Origin of the sequence: Nonomuraea basaltis (genome assembly GCF_005893125.1) — a bacterium.
In the GTDB taxonomy this organism is placed as follows: Bacteria; Actinomycetota; Actinomycetes; order Streptosporangiales; family Streptosporangiaceae; genus Nonomuraea; species Nonomuraea basaltis.
The window spans coordinates 1-18,646 of the sequence record NZ_VCJS01000237.1 but is presented as its reverse complement, the minus strand read 5'-3'; the positions used below and the strand labels follow the sequence as shown (position 1 = coordinate 18,646).

Below are 18,646 nucleotides of genomic sequence, written 5' to 3'. Positions count from 1 at the left end.
CATCCGCTGCTCAGCCCGGCATCGGTGCCGCGATCTGGCTCCACGCCACAGACGTCCAAGCCATTCACGATGCTCTGGTCGCCGACGGTCACACCATCGTCTCCGCACCGATCGACGGCCCCTTCGGTCGGACATTCACCTTCGCCGACCCCGACGGCTACCAGATCACTCTCCACGATCGCGCCTGACAGGCCAAACGCCACCGGACGATCACCGGCCCCCAAAGACCGAGGTTGCGCCCGAGGCTCGAGAATCCAGGCGACGTTTGTTCACCCAGGATGATCACTTTCCGGCTCTTCACACGTGGGGTGGACGGAGCGTGACGTCGAGGCCGGGCGGTCATGGTTCGGCGCGTCGAGGGCCCGATAGAGGTCGAGGTCTCCCAAGGATAGAGGTTCCTACGCCGCCCATCCGGAAGGCCTCGACGTGCCCGACGCTACCGTCGGCGCGGGCTTCGCCTGCGCTGGTCTGACCACCTTCTGCCGACTCGACGAACTCGGACTCGAGGTCACCGGCCAACGACTCGACCCCGACCGTGCCCTCCTCGCCTGCCATGTCGTTGAACCTGACCAGTGGTGCCGGCGCTGCGGGTCGGAGGGATCGCCGCGGGACACCGTGACCAGGCGCCTTGCTCACGAGCCGTTCGGGTGACGTCCCACGACGCTGCTGGTCACGATCCGCCGTTACCGGTGCGGCGGCCGCGGGCACGTGTGGCGCCAGGACACAACTCCCTCGGCGCGCATCTCGACGCGACGCTTGATCGGCCCAGCTGGGCCAGGCTTGTGGTCTGGCAGGCACTGGGCGACTGCCCGTTCGCCGACGCTTGGGGCGAAGGCAGGATGCCGGCTCTGGCCAGGTGCGCGCGGGCGGCGGCGATGGCCTCGGGGTAGTGACGAACACTTGCCCGGCCGCGTCCAGGCGGGCAGGAAGCGGTGGGCGGCGAAGAACAGCGGCCCGTCCAGCCGGAAGGCGACGATGTGCTCGGCCAGCACGCGCGTGGTCTTCGGCGTCGTGGACACCGGGCGCCTCTTTAAGGGGCAGGTCGTGGTTGTCCACTGCGCTCGGGCGGCAAGGGCGGGGTGAGGCCGGCGTCGCGCAGGGCCCACAAGGTGAGTCCGTCGCGTGGCGCGCGCACGGTGGTCGGGCGGCGGCTTGTCAGGTGTCGGACGATGTGGACGACCGCGTCGCGTCCGGTGTGTCCCCATCCTTCCAGCTCGGTGAGATCGAGGATGAGGGGCAAGTCGTGATGGGTCAGGGCATGGCTCAGCTGATCGAGGTCCGGAGTCGTGAAACCGAAGTGGCCGGACAGGCGCAAGATCTCCGCCTCCGCTTGCACTTCATGTGCCCAGCGGAATGTCACGTCGCCGATTCCTGACGTGAACGGAGGTTCTTGACGGGGCTGAGGGGGCGAACGAAGGCCCGGCCGGCATATCCGAGCAGCCGGGCGCTTCCGCAGGCGGGGCAGCGGCCGTGGAGCACCGCGGCCGGGCGATGAAGTCGGCGGCACTGCAGGCAGAGAAGAACCTTCATCTGTCCACCTCTCTTCACATGAATATCTTACTACTTGCCAAAGTTAGCAATTAACAAGGTATCAAATGTCCTCAGTGTTGGGAAGCAAGGGTCATGAGCGGCGCTCTTTGGATGCCGCCCTTCGGCGGCGAACTCGCCACCGAAGGGCGGCATCAGCGGCGGGCGCCCGGGCTGTCAGAGGGAGGATCAAGGCCGCGATCGAGGGGCGGCGAGCGGTGAGCTTGGAGCTCGAATCCCGCCGGTGACAGCCAGGTGGTCAGGGAGATCACTCCTGCCAGGTGTGCCGACGCCGCGGCGGCCGGGTGATGGGAAGGAAAGGGACGGTCCGCGCGCTGACGGCGGCCCCGGATGTGGTGGCGTGGGGACGGGCGGTCGATAGGGCTACCGAGACCATCGACCGCCCGTCGTCTCAAAGGCGCCTTCAGGTTCCTTCGGGAACCGAGGCGCGCAGGTCCTCCAGCAGTTCGGCCTGGCCGGATAGCACGCCCGTGAGAATGGAGCGCGCCACCGCCATGAGCTCGGCGACCTGCGGGCTGGTGATGGAATAGAAGACCGTGGCCCCCTCTTTCCGGGCCACCACGAGGTTGGCCCGCCGCAGCACCGCCAGCTGCTGGGACAGGTGCGCCGGTTCGATACCCACCTCAGGGAGCATGTCGGCGACCGAGTGCTCACGCTCGCTGAGCAGCTCGAGCACCCGGATGCGTGCCGGGTGGCCGAGCGTCTTGAAGAACTCGGCTTTCAGCTGATACAGCGGTGCGCTAGCCACAGCCTCTCCCTGTCATGGGCCCATCGGCGGGTCAGGTGACCCCTGAACACCAGTGCCGCCGATCCACCGATCACCTGGCCGGGCACCGGCTGACACTTCTCAACATTCTCAGCAATTGCCAATCTTAGCAACTGCGGGGAGCGGGGCTCGCAGCATTCCCCAGGTGAGACCCGGCTCCCCGCAGCACCGCCCGCGATGCTGGTCGCCTCTTGTGCTGTGGTGGCCACCTCACCCGCCCCATTGGATCGTCTGCGCCGGTGCCGGCGCCGCGTCATTGATGTCGCAGTCGATGCTTTCCACCACGCGGACCACTCCCTCGATCTGGCCGATCCCTTCCACCAGGCCGGCGATCGCGGATCTGCGCTCAAGCTGCCCGTGAACGGTGACCACTCCGTTGCGCACCCATACGCCCAGGTCGTGCGGGTCGAGGCCGGGCATGCGGGAGAGCACTTCGAGCGTGATCTCTGCCTTGATGTCCACGTCGGGACGCGAACGGATCTGCAGCAGATCGGAGCGGGTCACGATGCCCGTCAGGCGCTTGGTGCGGGTGTCGACGACTGGCAGCCGGCCGATGCGATGACGCGCCAGCATGCGCACGGCCGCTTCGGCGGTGGCCAGTGGATCGATGGTGAGAGCGGGTGCCGTCATCAATCCCAGGGCGGTCTTGGACAGGTGAGGCGATCTGAGGTCGCCGGCGGCGGGCGCGGCCCAGGGGTTATCGGTCGGGGCGTCAGTGGTTTGCCTGCCTGCGAGATCGGCTCCCGAGATCACGCCGCAGACTCTGTCGGACCAGTCCAGCACGGGCACGCCGCTGATGCCGTTGGTGTACAGCAGTGCCACGATCTCGGTCAATGAGGTCGTGACGCGCACCGTGACCACATCTGCTGTCATGACCTCGTGCACGTGAGTTCTCTTCATGGTGAGCACCTCCTCGCCCATCCAGCCGGTGAGCCGTCGCACCACGAGATCCGCTCGGGCTGGGTGAGCTCGGCGATCTGCTCGACCCAGTGGTTCACCTTGAACAAGCCGGGAGGGCGCCGGCGTGCCTGCTCGGGCCCGGAAGCACTCTTCGGCAAGGCCCCTCCTTCACCCGGCATGATCGCTGTGTTCCTCCATCGGGATCTGTCTGGTCACGATCGCGAAGAGTGCCCGGCGCGCTGCGTGCAGCAGGCCCGCAGTGTGCGGGCTGGCCAACGTGTACACCACCGTTCCGCCGCTGCGGCTGGCGGTGACGACCCCGGCACCCCGCAGTATCGCCAGCTGCTGCGACAGGCAGGAGGGTTCGACATCGACCTCGGCCAGCAACTCCCGCACCCGGCATGGACCATCGGTGAGCAACCGGACGACACGGAGCCGCAGAGGGTGCGCCAAAGCACGGAACAGATCAGCCTTGGCTTGCGCTGGCGGGATCGCCACGATTACGCCTCGCCGGCCTCGAGGCGTTCGCGCACCACGGACAACGACGTGGTGTCCACGCCGTGGCGTTGAGCGACCGTGAGCAGGTAGCGCACACGTTCGGAGTACACCCGCACGCCATGGTCGTCGCCCACGGTGCGAGCGTCGTTCAGCCTTTTGGTGGCGGCGCTGATCACCGTGAGCACCTCAATGGCGAAGTCGTCCACGTAGCCGCCTCCCGCGGGCTCGTGCAGGCCCGACGGCCTGTCCGCGCTCAACATACCAATGATGTTGGCAATTGCTAAGGTTATCAATTCACTTGCCGTTATCTTACTGTCCGTAACCTGTCCGAGTGTGTGGGGACCGTTCATTACGCAGGCGTGAACGCTGCACCGGCTCGCCGCGAAGACGCATGAAGTGAGCCAGCCAAGTCGATGTGAATCTGCCTGCAGGAGGCGCGGGCGGCGTCTTTGGAGGGGGTCTGGAGTCGGAGGTCGCCATCAGCAGGGGGCGGCATGGAGACGAGCAGGCACGTGATCACGCGCGCTGCTGGTCCGTGACCTCGACCACGATCCCCTCAGGGCGGGAGCGGTCCTCAACGGGTCCCGGACATGATCGGATGCGGGGCGGCTCCGCATCGCACGATCAGCGCCAGGAGCACGATGGCGCGCAGGTCCTGCTGAGACCAAGGAGCACACCAGCGGTGTGGCTTGCCGGCCCATGCCGGGAGACAGGGCTGGCGCGGGTGTCAGGTGAAGTGCATCACGATGGCGAGGCCCACCACGTGCATCACGACCACCGCGACGATCAGGGAGACGAAGACGAACTTGGCCGGGCCGTGTTCGAAGGTCTTGCCCTCTTCGAGGGGCTTGCGCGTGGCCACGCGGTCGGCGATGCGTTCTTCCAGCGATTTGCGGTAGAACGTGGCCGCCTAGTCCTGCTCGTCCTCGGACGGATGCCGTCGGTTCTCGTCAGCGTCGCTGTCGGAGACGAGTTCTGTGCGCAGGCGTTCAAGATCGATCCCGTGGTCGGCGTACTTCAGTTCGCGCGCCACCTTGGTCTGCTTGGCCTTGGCTCGTCCTCGTCCCATGCCTGCCCTCCTTCACGAGGGGCCACCCCGGCCCGCCGTTTTGTGGACTATGTCCATCTCTCTTGCACGGCACTGATGCTACCGCCGCGCCCCCAGCGACATCAAATCATCGTAATTTGAAGAATTCTTCAATTTCCTTCATCATGAAGTGCTTGTGTGCCCAGCGAGGGCCGCAGGGACATCTGTGTGGTTGAGGAGTGAGGGCTTGAGCGTGTTCGCGAAGGATCTGCGCGCCCGGATCGACGAGGTCGAGACCGGTCCAGGTCAAGGCTCGGACGGCCACACGGTGCCGGGGCCGACCGGGCGGCTGGAGAACCGGCCGCCGCGGATCGCCGGGCGGCACGGCATCGAGGTGGCGTGATCGTGACGGTTCCGCTCTACCAGGCCAAGGCGGAGTTCTTCCGAACGCTCGGCCATCCCGTGCGCATCCGCGTGCTGGAGCTCTTGCATGATGGTCCGCGGCCGGTTCGCGACCTGCTCAACGAGATCGACATTGAGGCGTCCAGCCTGTCGCAGCAGCTGAGCGTGCTGCGCCGGGCGGGGATTGTCACGGCCAGCCGCGAAGGCGTCACGGTGGTGTATGAGCTGGCCACCGGCGAGGTGGCCGAACTGCTGGCGGCCGCGCGACAGATCTTGACGCAGCTGCTGGCCGGCCAAGGTGAGCTCCTGGCCGAGCTGCGGGCACAGGGAGTGCGATGAGCATGCACGCTGTGCTGAAGCATGTGTCCGCCTTTCTGCCTCGTCCCTCTGATTGGAAGGCGGCACGGCGCGACCCGCGGCGGGACGTGCTGGCCGGGGTGACCGTGGCGGTGGTGGCGTTGCCGCTGGCGTTGGCCTTCGGGGTGAACTCGGGACTGGGGGCGCAGGCCGGGCTGGTCACCGCGATCGTGGCCGGGGTGCTGGCAGCCGTGTTCGGCGGCAGCAACCTGCAGGTGTCCGGCCCGACCGGTGCGATGACGGTCGTGCTGGTGCCGATCATGAGCCAATATGGCCCGGGCGGGGTGCTGACGGTCGGGCTACTGGCCGGAGTGGTGCTGGTGGCTCTGGCGGTGGCCAAGATCGGCAGGTTCGCGCGGTTCATGCCGACCTCGGTGATCGAGGGCTTCACGGCGGGCATCGCGGTCGTGATCGCCTTGCAGCAGATCCCGGCGGCACTGGGCGTGACAGGTGCTCAGGGGGAGCGGGTCTGGCAGGTGGCGGCGGACGCGGTGACCCGCTTCGCCTCGCGCCCGGACTTCCAGCCGGTCATCATGGCACTGGTGGTGGCGGCGCTGATGCTGGCCGGTGCCCGCTGGCGGCCGGGACTGCCGTTCTCACTGATCGGGGTTGTCCTGGCGACGGTGGCGGCGGAACTGGCCGGGCTGGAGATTGCCAGAATCGGCTCGCTTCCCAGCACACTGCCAGCGCCTTCGCTGGGATTCCTGAACGTCGGGGCGCTGGCCGTACTGCTGCCTTCCGCGCTGGCTGTTGCGGCGCTGGCTGCCCTGGAGAGTCTGTTGTGCGCGTCGGTAGCCGATGCGATGAGCGTCGGCGAGCGGCATGACGCCGACCGGGAGCTGTTCGGGCAGGGGGTCGCGAACCTGGTGGTCCCGCTGTTCGGCGGGGTGCCGGCGACGGCGGCGATCGCGCGAACTGCGGTCAATGTGCGCTCCGGGGCCCGCTCCCGGGTGGCGGCGGTGACGCACGCGCTGGTGCTGGCGGTGATCGTGTTCGCCGCCTCGGGATTGGTCGGTCGGATCCCGCTCGCCGCGCTGGCCGGCGTGCTGCTGGCCACCACGGTGCGGATGGTCGAGGTGGGCTCGCTGCGCGCGATCGCCCGGGCGACCCGGGGCGATGCGCTGGTGATGGGGCTGACGTTTGTGGTGACGGTGGCCTTCGATCTGGTCAGCGCGGTCGCGGTGGGGATCGGGGTGGCGGTCGTGCTGGCGTTGCGCGCGGTGGCCCGTACGGTCCGGGTCGAGCAGGTGCCGCTGGACGGCGGCGACCACAGCGAGGAGGAGTTGCGGCTGCTGGCCGAGCACATCGTCGCCTACCGCTTCGACGGGCCGATGCTGTTCGCGGCGGCCCACCGCTTCCTGTTGGAGCTGTCGGAGGTGTCAGATGTGCGGGTGGTCATCTTGCGCATGTCGCGCGTCTCGACCATCGACGCGACCGGCGCACAGGTGCTGGGGGATGCGATCACCCGGCTGGAGCGGCGCGGGATCACTGTACTGCTGTCCGGAATCAGGCCCGGTCACGAGCAGGTGCTCGCCGCCGTGGGCGTGGCCGAGCATCTGCGCCGCGACGGCCTGGTCTTCGCCGATACCCCGAGGGCCATCGCGCACGCCCGTCAGTTGATCACAGGCCACACGCAGACTGCCGAGGACATGACCGTGCGGATGTGAACATTTCTCAGTTCGGGCTATACAGCGCACCATTGAGGTATCGCCGCCTCGTGTGAGGGGGAGGCCATGGGCGAAGACTTGCCTTCGGGAGCTCGCATCATCGTGGGCGTTGAGGACTCACCCGCTTCCAGGTGGGCGCTGGCATGGGCGCTCGCCGAGGCGCGGTTGCGTCGGCTGCCGTTGGTGGCGGTGCATGTCAGCCGCGCTCCCCTCTACCCGAGCCCGGAGGCTCTGCCGTACGACCACACGCTGTTCCCAGATGAGGCCGAGCGCAGCCAAGAACTGGTCACACGGTTGTTCGGGGATGTGGCCGGCGGGGTCCCGGACGAGGCGTTGATCATCATCAGGGTGGGGCATCCGGGCCGCCATCTGGTGGATCTCGCCCGGGCGAAGGATCTGCTTGTGCTGGGGCGCGGCACGCGCAGCTGGCTGAGCCGCCTGATCCTGCCCTCAGCGCGCCGCTATTGCGCACGGTACGCTCGGGCCACATTGGTCACCGTGCAGCCGGTTCCGGCCGCCGACAAGCCCGAGCCCGCACCTGGATCCTCGCCCTTGCGGCGCTGGTGGGTTCGGATCTTCTCCTCACATGCCGACGATGCCAGTCCTTCCTGAAACAGCTTGAGCGCAGTCCTCGGCGAGCCACGAGGCGCTGGCCGTGTCGAGGTCGGCGTCGATGCTGTCGCCGAATCCGCTGTGCATGCCTTGTGGAGGCGAACAGACGGCTGCCGCCGCAGGCCGATACTCGTCCTTGAGGATGCCGTCGGGCGGTGATGGCATCGCTATTTGCCGACACAAGACGACTCTCACCGACTCCCGCCATCCTTGCCGGCCTTCCTGCGCGTCCAAGTCAGCACTTAGAGGGCCTGCCGGCGAATAAGCCGTCGATCATCGGCGGTTGGACGTGCGGAAACGTCCTGTGAGACGACGGCTTATTTCTCCACGGCTCCTGAGCGATGACGCAGTGTGGCGTGGGCGGTAGCGCCGGTCCGGATGCCCGACTGTGCAATCAAGGCTCCGCCCGGCGCCCATATGCCCGAGCCGCCAGACGTCATGGGATAGCCGCCGGTGGCGCCGGCGAAGCTTGCCGCCGCGACCCAGACACCATGCTGGACGGCAATGGCCCGCATGCGGACGTCGCGGCGTGCCCCGGCAGTGAGGGAGAACAGCGTTCCGGCCACGTAGGCGTCCATGCCCATCGCCGCGGTCGCTGCGACGTGCTCGGCGATACCGGAATCCCGGCAGATCGCCAGGCCGAGCCGCCAGCCGTCCACCTCCAGCACTGCCGGGCCTTCGCCGGGGCTGTACCAGTCCGACTCGGGCGGGTGCAGGTACATCTTCCGATAGGCAACCGCAGCGCCGTCGCCGTCGATGACGAGCGTGGCGATGTAGTCACGATTGTCTTTCCCGCGGACTGGAGCTCCGGCCAGGGCGATGGTACGGCTGCCGGCGCAGGCCTTCATGATCGGGACAAGCCGGGGGTCGTCGGCGGCGATGGTCGGCGTGGTCAGCTCGTAACCGGTCAGCGACAGCTCGGGGAAGATCACCACACGGGCTTGGGCGGATTCGATCATCGCTGCGTGAACGGCGGCGTTCGCGGCAACGTCGTGCGGGGTGCAGTAGGGCTGAGCAACGGCGATGCGCAGGGGCTGACGCATAGGGACTCCCGGCCTCAAAGGGGGCGGACATGGGCGAGCGGACGGCTGACAGGGCGACCGCGACCCGCCGGCTCGGCCGCCGTCTGATGAGAAGGGGCTCATCGTCCCTTGGAGGTGGCGGTGCAGAGCCCCTCGGAGGCCCCCGCCCCGGCCATCGCCAAGGTCCTCGGCCATCACGACAAGCCCGCAGCCCGGCGACCATGAGCCAGGCAGAACCGAAACCTCGAACGCCGCTGACAATCGGGAGGAGTGGCCATCACGTGGGCTTCCTCGATCGAATACCCGTCATCGGTGTGCACGGCCTTTCAACGCCGAGGCCGGGTTATCCCTCACCGGCTTCGATCTGCGCGCGCACGTCGGAGAACGACGTGGTGTCCACGCCGTGGCGTTGAGCGACCGTGAGAAGGTAGCGCACGCGTTCGGAGTACATCTGCACGCCGTGATCGTCACCCGTGGTGCGCGCCTCGTCCAGATTCTTCGTGGCGACGCTGATCACCGCGAGTATCTCCACGGCGAAGTCGTCCATGTTTCCGCCTTCCTCGGCCTCCTGCCGGCCCTCAGACCGCCTACGCTCAACATACCAACAACCTTGGCAATTGCTAAGATTGTCAATTTGTTGTTCCGCCAGCGGTGCTCGCGCCTCACCTGCTTTGCGACGGGCTACCCGACGACGTGCCTGCCGGGCGCGACCTGAAGCTAGACGTCTTCGAGCAGGCCGGAACAGCGGGCGAAGTCGAAGAGCTCGGCTCCCACCCTGGCCTGCCGGCAGAACGCCACCGTGTCGGCGCGTGACAGCGAGTGCCAGCACAGCGCGTCGGTCAGCGCCAAGGCCCGGGCGGCCACGCACGGCAGCGCCGCGATCGCCGCCGTTTCGGCCGCGCGCCGCAGCCGCGCCACCTCGCGCTGTGCCACGGCGTCGGGAGTGGCTGCTTGCAGCCGGCCCAGCAGGAGCGACAGCTCGCCAGCGAGATACTGCTGCGTCATACCCGCACCTCCTCCCAGCCTCAGGGAGAAGACCAGCGTAACCCGGGTGTCCCGGCCGCCGCCCAAGCTGGGTGGAGCGGCGATCACAGGTCGTTGCCAGCGTAGGAGAGATTGAAGCTCTTGTTGACCAGGGGGAAATCCGGCACGATCGCGCCGGACAGGGCGACGGGCAGGGCCGGCCAGTTGAAGAACGACGGATCGACGATCTTGGCGCGGGCCAGGGTGCCGTCGGCGGCGAGTTGGACGCGGTGGACGATGGTGCCGCGCCAGCCTTCGACGATGCCGGCACCCGAGGAGATTCCGTCCTCCAGCGGCCTGCTGGTCTGACCTGGGGTGAGGTCGCCGGCCAGGCGGGTGATCAGGTCGATGGAGGCGGCGATCTCGTCGGCGCGGACCTGGAAGCGGGCCAGCACGTCGCCGCCGCCGCGCGTGGCGGGGGTGAACGGGCCGAGGTCGGTGAAGGGGTGGTCGCGGCGGGCGTCGAGGCCGAGGCCGCTGGCCCGGGCGACGTAGCCGAGGGCGCCGAGGTCGCGGGCGGCCTGCTGGGGGAGGATGGCGGTGCCGGTGAAGCGGTCGGCCACGACGGTGTGGCCGAGGGCGAGCTGGACGATCTCGGCCACGTCGGCGGCGATGCCGGCCAGCTGGGTGGGGTCGGGCAGGGCGCGCAGCCGGGCGCCGCCGAGGGTGATGCCGCCGCGCAGCAGCCGGTGCCCGCTCACCTGGTCGTTGAGGCGCAGCAGTTGTTCGCGCACGCGTCCGGCATGGGCGTGCAGGATGGCGTGGGCGACGTCGTTACACAGGGCGCCCAGGTCGGTGACGTGGTTGTAGAGGCGCTCCAGCTCCAGCAGCACCGCCCGTGCTCGCTGCGCCTGGGGCGGTACATCGGTGCCGGTGGCTTCTTCGACAGCCAGGCAGTAGGCCAGGGCATGGCCCACGGTGGTGTCGCCGCTGACCCGTTCGGCCAGCTCCAGCCCGTCGGCGGGGCGCCGGCCCTCGAAGAGCTTTTCAATGCCTTTGTGGACGAACCATAGCCGGGCCTTGAGCTTGAGTATCGTCTCGCCGACGACGGAGAAGCGGAAGTGGCCGGGTTCGATGAGCCCGGCGTGCACCGGGCCGACGGGGATCTCGTACACGCCGGGCCCTTCGACGGTGACGAAGGGGTAAGGGCCTTCCGGGTCGCCGAAGGCTGGCGGCGGCCCGGCGTCGGCGCGCATCGGATACCAGCCGCGCGGCCAGTGGTGGTGGCGCACCAGCCGGCGCGGCAATGGGTGGTCCAGGGGGGTGATGCCGTACAGGTCGTGCACTTCGCGTTCGAAGCGGCCGGCAGGGAAGGACAGGGCGGCGATGCTGGGGACCACGGGATCGCCTGGCGGCAGGTGAAGGCGTAGCTCGGCGCGCCGGTCCGGGTTCGAGGCAACAAAGAGGTAGACGATGCCGAAGCCGCGCGCCTCCTGATGGGCCGACACCAGCGCGAGCCGGTGATCGTCGGCGAGCAGCGTCTCGGCGGCGGAGGCCAGCTCGGACAAGCCGATGTTGGCGCTGGTGCGGTGGGTCATGAGGTCCCTCCGGCGATGGCGGCGGCGCCGTGGAGCAGGTCGCCCAGCGGGCTCACGGTGATCCCCAGCAGCGCGCAGGCGACCAGCGCCGCGATCACCGCCAGGGCGGCGGTCCGGGGGAACGGCAGCGGCTCCGCGGCGGCGGTCGCGGGCGAGCCGAGGAGCATGCGGCGCCCGTGCCGGCCGATGGCGGCGACGATGACGAGCATGAGCAGCAGGGCCGCCGCGATCGCCCAGCCCAGACCGGCGGCGAACCCGGCCCGGACGATGCCGACCTCGCTGGCGAACAGGCTGAACGGCGGCAGCCCCAGCAACGCCAGCAGCCCGGCCCCGAACGCCCCCGCGAGCAGCGGCGAGCGCAGGGCCAGGCCGCGCGCCGCGTCGATCCGGCTGCTGCCGAGGGCCTGGTGGATGTGGCCGGAGGACAAGAACAACGCCGACTTGCCGAGACCGTGGCCGAGGATGTGCAGCAGCACGGCCACCAGCGCCAGCTCGGTGCCGATCGCGGCGCCGAGGGCGATCAGCCCCATGTGCTCGATGCTGGAGTAGGCCAGCAGCCGTTTGTAGTCCCGCTGAGCCAGCAGCAGCGCGGCGGCCACGGCCAGCGAGGCGAGCGCGGCGGCCACGAGGAGGACCCGCATGGTCGCGGGCCCGAGCGCCACGTCGGCGATCACCTTGATCCGCAGGATCGCATAGAAGGCCACCGACAGCAGCACGCCGGACATCAGCGCCGACACCGGTGCCGGCGCCTGACTGTGCGCGTCGGGCAGCCAGGCGTGCATCGGCGCCAGACCGGCCTTGGTGCCGAAACCCAGCACTAGCAGGACCGCGGCGATGCGCATCACGCCCGGGTCGAGGTCGGCGGCGTGGCGGGCCAGGGCCGCGCCGTCGAGAGCGTCGGCGGCGGTCAGGCCGGCGTGCAGGGCGGCGTAGTGCACGAGCACGATGCCCAGGAAGGCCAGCACGATCCCGGCCGAGCAGATGACGACATACTTCCAGGCCGCCTCGGTCGCCTGTCTGCTGGGGTGGAAGCCGACCAGGAAGGCGGTCAGGATCGTGGTGGCCTCGATGGCCACCCACATCACGCCGAGGTTGGAGGCCAGCACCGCCAGCGCCATCGCGGCGATGAAGGCTTGGGTGAGCACCCCGTAGCGGCGGGCCGCCCGGGGCGTGGTGTGCCCGGCGGCCAGTTCGGCGGCCAGGTAGGCGGGGCTGGCCAGCGTCGCCAGCAGCGCGACGGCGCCGATCACGACCAGCATGAACGCACTCAGCGCGTCCATACGCGCCAGCCCGGCCACCGTCACGGCCTGTCCCGTGCCCGAGACGGCGATCCCCGAGACGACGGCCGCGGCCAGCAAGGCGGCGGCGGCCAGGGCGCCGAGCCAGGCGGTGACCCTGTTCCAGCCGAGGACGGCGTAGCCGCACGCCGCCAGCAGGGGCATCAGGACGGGTGCGAACACCATAACGGCCACGGGGAAGGTCACGGGGAGGGTCATCAATCGTGCAGCTCCCTGAGCTCGTCGAGGTCGGTGCCGCCGAACGCGGCCCGCATCCGGGTGGTCAGGACCTGCAACACCAACACGGCCAGCAGCACGTCCAGCGAGACGCCCAGCTCCACCACCAGCGGGACCCCGCTGGTGGTCAGGAACGCCGTAGCGGTGACCGCGTTGTCGATCAGCAGGAAGCCCACCACCTGCGACAAGGCTCGCCGCCGGGTAACCAGGACGAAGAAGCCGACCAGCAGCACGGTCAGCGCGACGGGCACCGCCTGGGTGGCGGGGCTGGGCGCCAGGGCGATCAGCGGCTGGGAGACCGCGTAGGCGAGCATGGCCAGCACCGCGGCGACGAGCAGCGAGGTGGCCACGTTCACCAGCGGCCGCGTCTCGCGCGCTTCGCCGCTGGCGGCCAGCGCGCGCCGCATGAGGTAGGGCAGCAGCCCGGCGCGTAGCCCGGCCACTCCCACGCCGACCGCGACCAGCTCCATCTCGCCCTGGTGAAGGCCGAGCACCACGACCAAGACCGCCAGGGCGAGGCCCTGCAGGGCGAACAACCCCACGATGGCCGACAGGTCACGCCGCCACAGCACCAGAACCCCGGCCAGCAGGAACGCCCCGCACGCCAGGTCCAGCAGCAGCACGTACATCTCATCACTCACGCCGGGTCCCTCACGCTCATGCCAGGAAGAAGGACGCGGCCACGGCCAGCAGCGCCATCAGGAACGATCCGGCCAGCAGCTCCGGCACCCGGAACAGGCGCAGCTTGGCCATGAACACCTCGCCGGCCGCGAGCAGCGCCCCCAGCGCTGCCACCTTGACCACCAGGACGAGGCAGGCCACCAGGAGCGCGAGGGGCCCCACGTCCGCCGTGGCGATGCCCCAGGGCGCGAACAGGCTGGCCAGCAGCCCGAGCAGGACCGACAGGCGAGCCGCGGACGCCCACTCGATCAGGGCGAGCTCGGGGCCGGCGTACTCCAGCACCATCGCCTCATGGATCATGGTCAGCTCAAGGTGGGTGGAAGGGTTGTCCACCGGGATCCGGCCGGTCTCGGCGATGGTGACGATGGCCAGCGCGGCCGCGGCCAGCAGGCTCACCGGCGACAACATGGCCCACGGGTTCTCGGCCATGGATGTGACGATCGCGGCCAGGTTCGTCGACCCGGCCCGTACCGACAGGGCGAAGACTGACACCAAGATGGTCGGCTCGACCAGAGCCAGGATGGTCACCTCGCGACTGGCGCCCATGCCGCCGAACGCGGTGCCGGTGTCCAGCCCGCCCAACGCCAGCGCCACCGACCCGAGCGCGAGCAGCGCGACCACGGCGAACAGGTCCGACACGCCGTCCAGCGGCGCGTCCGTGGCCACCAGCGGCACCGCCGCGGCCGCCACGAGCGCCGTCCCGGCCAGCAGCAGCGGCGCCAGCCGGAACACCCAGCCGGTGCCGTCGGGAGCGATCGGCTGCTTGCGGGCCAGCTTGCGCAGATCCCGCCACGGCTGCAGCACCCCCGCCCCGGCCCGGCCCTCCAGCCGGGCCCGAATCTGCCGCATCATCCCAGCCAGCAGCGGGGCGCCGGCCACCACGAGGATCACCTGAATCAGTGCGGTCACCGGATCACCGCCAGCACGATCAGCGCGCCGACGAGCGCGTAAAAGCCGTAGGCAAGGTAGCGGTGCACGCTACCGTTGGCCAGCGTGCGCGCCGAGCGCCCCAGCGCGTTGATGGCCGCCAGGAGCGGCGCATACAGGCGATGTTCGACCCGGTCGGGGATGCGCGCCTGGAACCGCACCCGCTCCACCAGATAGGCCGACTCCTTCACCGGGGTGACGTCCACATCGCTTTCCGGGGCCAGCACGTCGTCGAAGACCCGCTGCAGTGGCTCGGCGAAGGAGGTGGCGGTGTACTCCATCCGGGCCGTCATCGGCCCGGCGCCGCAGTCCCACAACCGCGCCCTGCGCCGTGCCCGCCACTGTGCCCGCTGGCCGGCCACCACCCGCAGCACCCCCAGCACCAGCGCCACGGCGGCCACCAGCGCGATCGCGATCAGCAGCGGGGAGATCGCCCCCATCACCCCGGTCAGGCGCAGCGTCACCTGACCGGACACCGCGTTGGCTGCCGGGAAGACCTGCGCTACAGCCGTCGCCAGAGCGGGTAGCACCACGGCCGGAGCCAGTGCCAGCATGGCGCAACAGGCGGCGGTGACGCCCATGCCGGTCAGCATCGTGGAGGGACTCTCCGACGCTTGCTCAGCCTCGCTGCTGCGGGGCCTAGCCAAGAATCCAATGCCGAAGGCTTTCACGAAGGTGGCCACCGCCAGGCCCGCCGACAACGCGATCACCCCCACGGCCAGCGGCATCGTCACCGCCCCCGCCACTCCGGAGGCCGGCAGCGCGTGGATGAGGCTCTGCAGCAGCAGCCACTCGCTGATGAAGGCGTTGCCGGGCGGCAGCGCCGACGCGCACAGCGCGCCGACCGCGAACAGCGCGGTGGTGGCCGGCATGCGCGTGCGCAGCCCGCCGAGGGCGTCGAGGTCGCGCAGGCCGGTGGCCCGCAGCACCGAACCCGCCGCCAGGAACAACAACGTCTTAAAGCCGGCGTGGTTGACCACGTGCAACAGTGCCGCCGTCAACGCCAACGCGGCCAGCACCGGCGCGTGCGAGACGGCGAAGAACCCGGCCGCGCCGACCCCGACCAGGACCAGGCCCATGTTCTCCGTGGTGGAGTAGCCCAGCAGCCGTTTCAGATCGGAGGAGACGGCGGCCTGCAGGATGCCGTACAGGGCAGAGGCCGCACCCGCGGCGAGCGTCAGCAACCACCACCACGGCACTCCGCCGCCCAGCAGGTCCAAGCCGACCCTCGCGATGCCGTACACCCCCATGTTCACCATGGCCGCGCTCATCAGCGCCGAGACGTGACTCGGTGCCTCCGGGTGGGCGCGGGGCAGCCACACGTGCAACGGCACGATGCCCGCCTTGGACGCGAACCCGATCAGCGTTGCCAGGAACACCACATCGCGGGCCACCGGCGACAACTCGGCGCCGCGCAACTGGTCGAAGCTCTCGCCGCCGGCCTGCGCGGCGAACAACGCCAGGCCGCCCAGGACCGCCGCGAAGCCCAGGTGGGTCATCACCGCGTACCACAGGCCGGCCTGCCCGACCTCCGGGCGGTGCCGGTGCTCGGCGAGCACCAGCACCAGCGAGGTGAGCGCCATCAACTCCCAGGCCACCAGCAGCGTGCTCACGCTCGCCGCCGCGGGCACCAGCAGCATCGAGGCGACGAACAAGGGCAGCACGGCCTGGACTGCCCGGCCCTCATGGCGGGCATAACCGATGGCGTACACGGCCGCGCACACCGTCACCCCGCCCGTCACCGCGACGAAGACAGCGCCCAGCGGATCGAGCGACAACCGTACCCCGGCCAGCGGCAGCAGCTCCGGCAACCAGGCGCTCCACCGCCCTCCGGTAAGGACAGTCATCCCGGCGGCCACACCGAAGCCGCCGGCTCCCGCGGTGCCCAGTCCCGCGACGAGCGCGCGGGCACGGGCGGGCACGATCAAGGCAGCCACCGCCGTCACCACGCACAGACCCAGAGCCGTGCCGAACAGCGACCCCGTCATCGACCGGTCAGCCCACGCAGCGCCGCGACGATCGCCTCCGGCCGGGGCGGGCAACCCGCCACCTCCACATCGACCGGCACCACATCGGCGACCGACCCCGCCACGCCGTACGCCCCCGCGAACACCCCGCAGTTACGCGCGCAATCACCCAGCGCGACCACCAGCCGCGGCTGCGGCACCGCCTCGAACGTGCGGCGCAACGCCACCTCCATGTTGCGCGTCACCGGGCCGGTGACCACCAGCGCGTCCGCGTGCCGCGGCGAGGCCACCAGCCGCGCCCCGTACCGTTCGGCGTCATACACCGGCCCGAACGCCGAAGCGATCTCCACCTCACACCCATTGCACGACCCCGCGTCCACATGCCGGATCTGCACCGACCCGCCCAGCTCGGCAGCCGTGCTCTGGACAGTCGTGTTGTCGGGGACCGGTTTATCCGGCGCCGGCTCGGCCACCCGTCCCGTTTTCCTGATCTTGCGCCACAAACTCGCCACGATGACTCCCTGCCTGGTGCTCTCACGCTGGATCATGCGGCGAGCTCACCCGGGACGGGGGGGTTGGGTGTCGGCATCGCGCAGCTCAGCAAGCAGCTGGTCCTGTCCGGCGATCATGTCGGTGAGGATCCGCCGTGCGGCCCGCAGCAGCTCGGCCACGTCCAAACTGCTGAGCGCGTAGACCACGGTGGCCCCGTCTCGGGTCGCTGTGACGATCCCCGCCCGGCGCAGCACGCTCAGCTGCTGCGATAGGTTGGACGACTCCACCTCGATCAAGGTGAGCAGGTCGCGGACCGGCAACGGGCCGCGTTGCAGCAGCTCCAGCACCTGGATGCGGACGGGATGGCCGAGCGTGCGGAAGAAGTCGGCCTTGGCCTGATAAAGCGGAACGGACATGATCAACCGGCTTCCGTGAACGGCAGCGCGACGTGGTGACCCACGATCGGGCACCGTATCGCCTCGACGCCTGCCGCAGGCGCACCCGCGGTGCAGGAATCTTCTGGCTGCGGCGCAGCGCGCACATCCTCGCAGGCGATGCTGCCCACGACCCCGGCGAAGCCCTCCACTTGCGCCTCCGGTCCGATACACGCTCAGCAATTGAAAAGTTCTTCAATACCTTAGCTCTGCAGCATGGCAGCTGTCATGCGGTCAACGGCGTCAGCGTTTGGAAGACAAGCGGCCCGATGACGTTCCATCGAACGCCAGAGCGCGGAAGGACAGTCAGATTCGGTTGCAAATGTTAGCAATTGCTCATAGCTTTACCTCGGCAAACCCGGCGGGTGAGTGTCATGGAGGGTGAAATGCGGTGATGAGTCTGCATACGGCACACCGCACGTCGCTTGTCGACCAGGTGATCGATCAGCTGACCGAAGCGATCGCCGGAGGGTCGTGGCAGGTCGGCACCAAGATCCCCACAGAGACGGTGCTCGCCGGGCAGCTCGGCGTGGGACGCAACACCGTCCGTGAGGCCGTCCGGGCGTTGACGCACGCGGGGCTCCTGGAATGCCGCCAAGGAGACGGCACCTACATTCGGTCCAGGAGCGAACTGTCGGGCGTGCTCGTGCGCAGCCTCCGCCACGCCAAGCACATGGAGATCTTCGAAGTGCGGCGGGCGCTGGAGATCGAGGCTGCGCGGCTGGCCGCGCTCCACCGAACGCATGCGGACATTGCCCTGCTGGACGTAACCCTGGCCGAGCGCGAGCGCGCCTGGCACAGCGATGATGTCAGCATGTTCGTCGAGCTCGACCTCGCCTTCCACGACGCGGTGGTGCAAGCGACGCACAACCGGATGATGATCGAAATCTACACAGGCTTCTCCAGTGAGCTTCGATCCAGCATCAAAACCGCGGGCAGGCACATGCGCGCGCCCTTGATCTCCCATGACGGCATCGCCCGAGCCATCGCCGCCGCCGATGCTGCCGCCGCCGAGCACGCGGCCCGCACCTGCATGGAGGACATCCGTGCAGCGCTCATCCGAGCGGATGGATCCCGGCGAGGAAAGCGACCGTGAGCACGGCTGCCACAGCCCATCCTCACGACAACGCTCCGGTACCTGTCAATTTGATCAAGGCAGTTGAGCTGGGCTAATTCTGTGTCGACTTCTCTGTGGCGTCCTCGTTCTGTGTTTCGGTCTTGGGCTTGTTGATCCAGGCGGGGCCGGGCAGGGCCTGGCTCTTATACACATC

24 protein-coding genes and 1 pseudogene are annotated in these 18,646 nt (G+C 69.2%); 7 read left to right on the top strand and 18 right to left on the bottom strand.

Annotation, left to right across the window (positions count from 1 at the left end; all coding sequences use genetic code 11):
- Together EJK15_RS56935 and EJK15_RS56930 are read left to right on the top strand one after the other, a co-directional pair.
- Positions 1-188: VOC family protein (locus EJK15_RS56935; RefSeq protein WP_338089952.1), on the top strand; the 188-nt coding region annotated here is incomplete at its 5' end.
- A gap of 238 nt (positions 189-426) precedes the next feature.
- Positions 427-753 (top strand): annotated as a pseudogene (locus tag EJK15_RS56930) (ISL3 family transposase); the annotation flags it as partial.
- On the opposite strand, the gene EJK15_RS71860 reads toward EJK15_RS56930, so the two are convergent.
- From EJK15_RS71860 to EJK15_RS76810, 7 genes are all read right to left on the bottom strand, one after another.
- Positions 684-1,019: a hypothetical protein gene (locus EJK15_RS71860; RefSeq protein WP_171075152.1), complete on the bottom strand. Its 336-nt coding sequence runs from the start codon at positions 1,017-1,019 to the stop codon at positions 684-686. The pseudogene EJK15_RS56930 and the gene EJK15_RS71860 sit on opposite strands and share 70 nt — an antisense overlap.
- A gap of 932 nt (positions 1,020-1,951) precedes the next feature.
- Entirely contained in the window at positions 1,952-2,296 is a 345-nt protein-coding gene (locus EJK15_RS56920; RefSeq protein ID WP_138718786.1) for an ArsR/SmtB family transcription factor, read from the bottom strand.
- A gap of 228 nt (positions 2,297-2,524) precedes the next feature.
- On the bottom strand, positions 2,525-3,256 hold the full coding sequence (locus EJK15_RS56915; protein WP_138718785.1) for a CBS domain-containing protein: 732 nt from the start codon (positions 3,254-3,256) through the stop codon (positions 2,525-2,527).
- Positions 3,257-3,382: 126 nt separating this feature from the next.
- Positions 3,383-3,712, bottom strand: a complete 330-nt coding sequence (locus tag EJK15_RS56910) for an ArsR/SmtB family transcription factor (RefSeq protein WP_138718784.1) — start codon at positions 3,710-3,712, stop codon at positions 3,383-3,385.
- Positions 3,713-3,714: 2 nt separating this feature from the next.
- Positions 3,715-3,972: a hypothetical protein gene (locus tag EJK15_RS56905; RefSeq protein WP_138718783.1), complete on the bottom strand. Its 258-nt coding sequence runs from the start codon at positions 3,970-3,972 to the stop codon at positions 3,715-3,717.
- Positions 3,973-4,439: 467 nt separating this feature from the next.
- The gene (locus EJK15_RS76815) at positions 4,440-4,574 is read right to left on the bottom strand and encodes a hypothetical protein (RefSeq protein ID WP_276615548.1); all 135 of its coding nucleotides are present in this window, start codon (positions 4,572-4,574) and stop codon (positions 4,440-4,442) included.
- A 48-nt stretch (positions 4,575-4,622) separates the two neighbouring features.
- On the bottom strand, positions 4,623-4,781 hold the full coding sequence (locus tag EJK15_RS76810; protein ID WP_138718782.1) for a DUF3073 family protein: 159 nt from the start codon (positions 4,779-4,781) through the stop codon (positions 4,623-4,625).
- 205 nt (positions 4,782-4,986) lie between these two features.
- Here EJK15_RS76810 and EJK15_RS71855 point away from each other — a divergent pair, with 205 nt between their 5' ends.
- From EJK15_RS71855 to EJK15_RS56885, 4 genes are all read left to right on the top strand, one after another.
- Positions 4,987-5,142 carry a hypothetical protein gene (locus EJK15_RS71855; protein WP_171075154.1) on the top strand — a complete coding sequence of 52 codons (156 nt, stop codon included), beginning with the start codon at positions 4,987-4,989 and terminating at the stop codon, positions 5,140-5,142.
- Between the two features lie 2 nt (positions 5,143-5,144).
- The gene (locus tag EJK15_RS56895; protein ID WP_138718781.1) at positions 5,145-5,480 is read left to right on the top strand and encodes an ArsR/SmtB family transcription factor; all 336 of its coding nucleotides are present in this window, start codon (positions 5,145-5,147) and stop codon (positions 5,478-5,480) included.
- Complete coding sequence (locus EJK15_RS56890; RefSeq protein WP_138718780.1) at positions 5,477-7,165, top strand: SulP family inorganic anion transporter; 1,689 nt, start codon at positions 5,477-5,479, stop codon at positions 7,163-7,165. The genes EJK15_RS56895 and EJK15_RS56890 overlap by 4 nt, the downstream gene beginning before the upstream one ends.
- Positions 7,166-7,231: 66 nt before the next feature.
- The gene (locus tag EJK15_RS56885) at positions 7,232-7,777 is read left to right on the top strand and encodes a universal stress protein (RefSeq protein WP_138718779.1); all 546 of its coding nucleotides are present in this window, start codon (positions 7,232-7,234) and stop codon (positions 7,775-7,777) included.
- On the opposite strand, the gene EJK15_RS56880 is transcribed toward EJK15_RS56885, so the two are convergent.
- The 11 genes from EJK15_RS56880 to EJK15_RS56830 all read right to left on the bottom strand — a co-directional run bounded on the left by EJK15_RS56880 (position 7,748) and on the right by EJK15_RS56830 (position 17,357).
- Positions 7,748-7,972 carry a hypothetical protein gene (locus EJK15_RS56880; RefSeq protein WP_138718778.1) on the bottom strand — a complete coding sequence of 75 codons (225 nt, stop codon included), beginning with the start codon at positions 7,970-7,972 and terminating at the stop codon, positions 7,748-7,750. The genes EJK15_RS56885 and EJK15_RS56880 overlap by 30 nt on opposite strands.
- A 122-nt stretch (positions 7,973-8,094) precedes the next feature.
- Positions 8,095-8,820: a carbon-nitrogen hydrolase family protein gene (locus EJK15_RS56875; RefSeq protein ID WP_138718777.1), complete on the bottom strand. Its 726-nt coding sequence runs from the start codon at positions 8,818-8,820 to the stop codon at positions 8,095-8,097.
- A 322-nt stretch (positions 8,821-9,142) separates the two neighbouring features.
- Positions 9,143-9,346 (bottom strand): hypothetical protein, encoded by a 204-nt coding sequence (locus EJK15_RS71850; protein ID WP_171075153.1) that lies wholly within the window; start codon positions 9,344-9,346, stop codon positions 9,143-9,145.
- A gap of 170 nt (positions 9,347-9,516) precedes the next feature.
- Positions 9,517-9,804, bottom strand: a complete 288-nt coding sequence (locus EJK15_RS56865; protein WP_138718775.1) for a hypothetical protein — start codon at positions 9,802-9,804, stop codon at positions 9,517-9,519.
- Between the two features lie 83 nt (positions 9,805-9,887).
- Positions 9,888-11,360 carry a hydrogenase large subunit gene (locus EJK15_RS56860; RefSeq protein ID WP_138718774.1) on the bottom strand — a complete coding sequence of 491 codons (1,473 nt, stop codon included), beginning with the start codon at positions 11,358-11,360 and terminating at the stop codon, positions 9,888-9,890.
- The gene (locus EJK15_RS56855) at positions 11,357-12,856 is read right to left on the bottom strand and encodes a proton-conducting transporter transmembrane domain-containing protein (RefSeq protein WP_138718773.1); all 1,500 of its coding nucleotides are present in this window, start codon (positions 12,854-12,856) and stop codon (positions 11,357-11,359) included. The genes EJK15_RS56860 and EJK15_RS56855 overlap by 4 nt, the downstream gene beginning before the upstream one ends.
- Entirely contained in the window at positions 12,856-13,515 is a 660-nt protein-coding gene (locus EJK15_RS56850; RefSeq protein ID WP_138718772.1) for a hypothetical protein, read from the bottom strand. Before EJK15_RS56850 ends, EJK15_RS56855 begins: the two co-directional genes overlap by 1 nt.
- 16 nt (positions 13,516-13,531) lie before the next feature.
- Positions 13,532-14,464: a respiratory chain complex I subunit 1 family protein gene (locus tag EJK15_RS56845; RefSeq protein WP_240777856.1), complete on the bottom strand. Its 933-nt coding sequence runs from the start codon at positions 14,462-14,464 to the stop codon at positions 13,532-13,534.
- Complete coding sequence (locus EJK15_RS56840) at positions 14,461-16,470, bottom strand: proton-conducting transporter transmembrane domain-containing protein (RefSeq protein ID WP_138718771.1); 2,010 nt, start codon at positions 16,468-16,470, stop codon at positions 14,461-14,463. The genes EJK15_RS56845 and EJK15_RS56840 overlap by 4 nt, the downstream gene beginning before the upstream one ends.
- Entirely contained in the window at positions 16,467-16,997 is a 531-nt protein-coding gene (locus EJK15_RS56835; protein WP_138718770.1) for an NADH-quinone oxidoreductase subunit B family protein, read from the bottom strand. Before EJK15_RS56835 ends, EJK15_RS56840 begins: the two co-directional genes overlap by 4 nt.
- 9 nt (positions 16,998-17,006) lie before the next feature.
- A complete protein-coding gene (locus EJK15_RS56830) occupies positions 17,007-17,357 on the bottom strand; it encodes an ArsR/SmtB family transcription factor (RefSeq protein ID WP_138718769.1) in 351 nt (116 codons plus the stop codon).
- A gap of 412 nt (positions 17,358-17,769) precedes the next feature.
- Between EJK15_RS56830 and EJK15_RS56825 the strand changes: the two genes are divergently transcribed.
- A complete protein-coding gene (locus tag EJK15_RS56825; protein ID WP_138718768.1) occupies positions 17,770-18,471 on the top strand; it encodes a FadR/GntR family transcriptional regulator in 702 nt (233 codons plus the stop codon).
- The last annotated feature ends 175 nt before the right edge of the window (positions 18,472-18,646 follow it).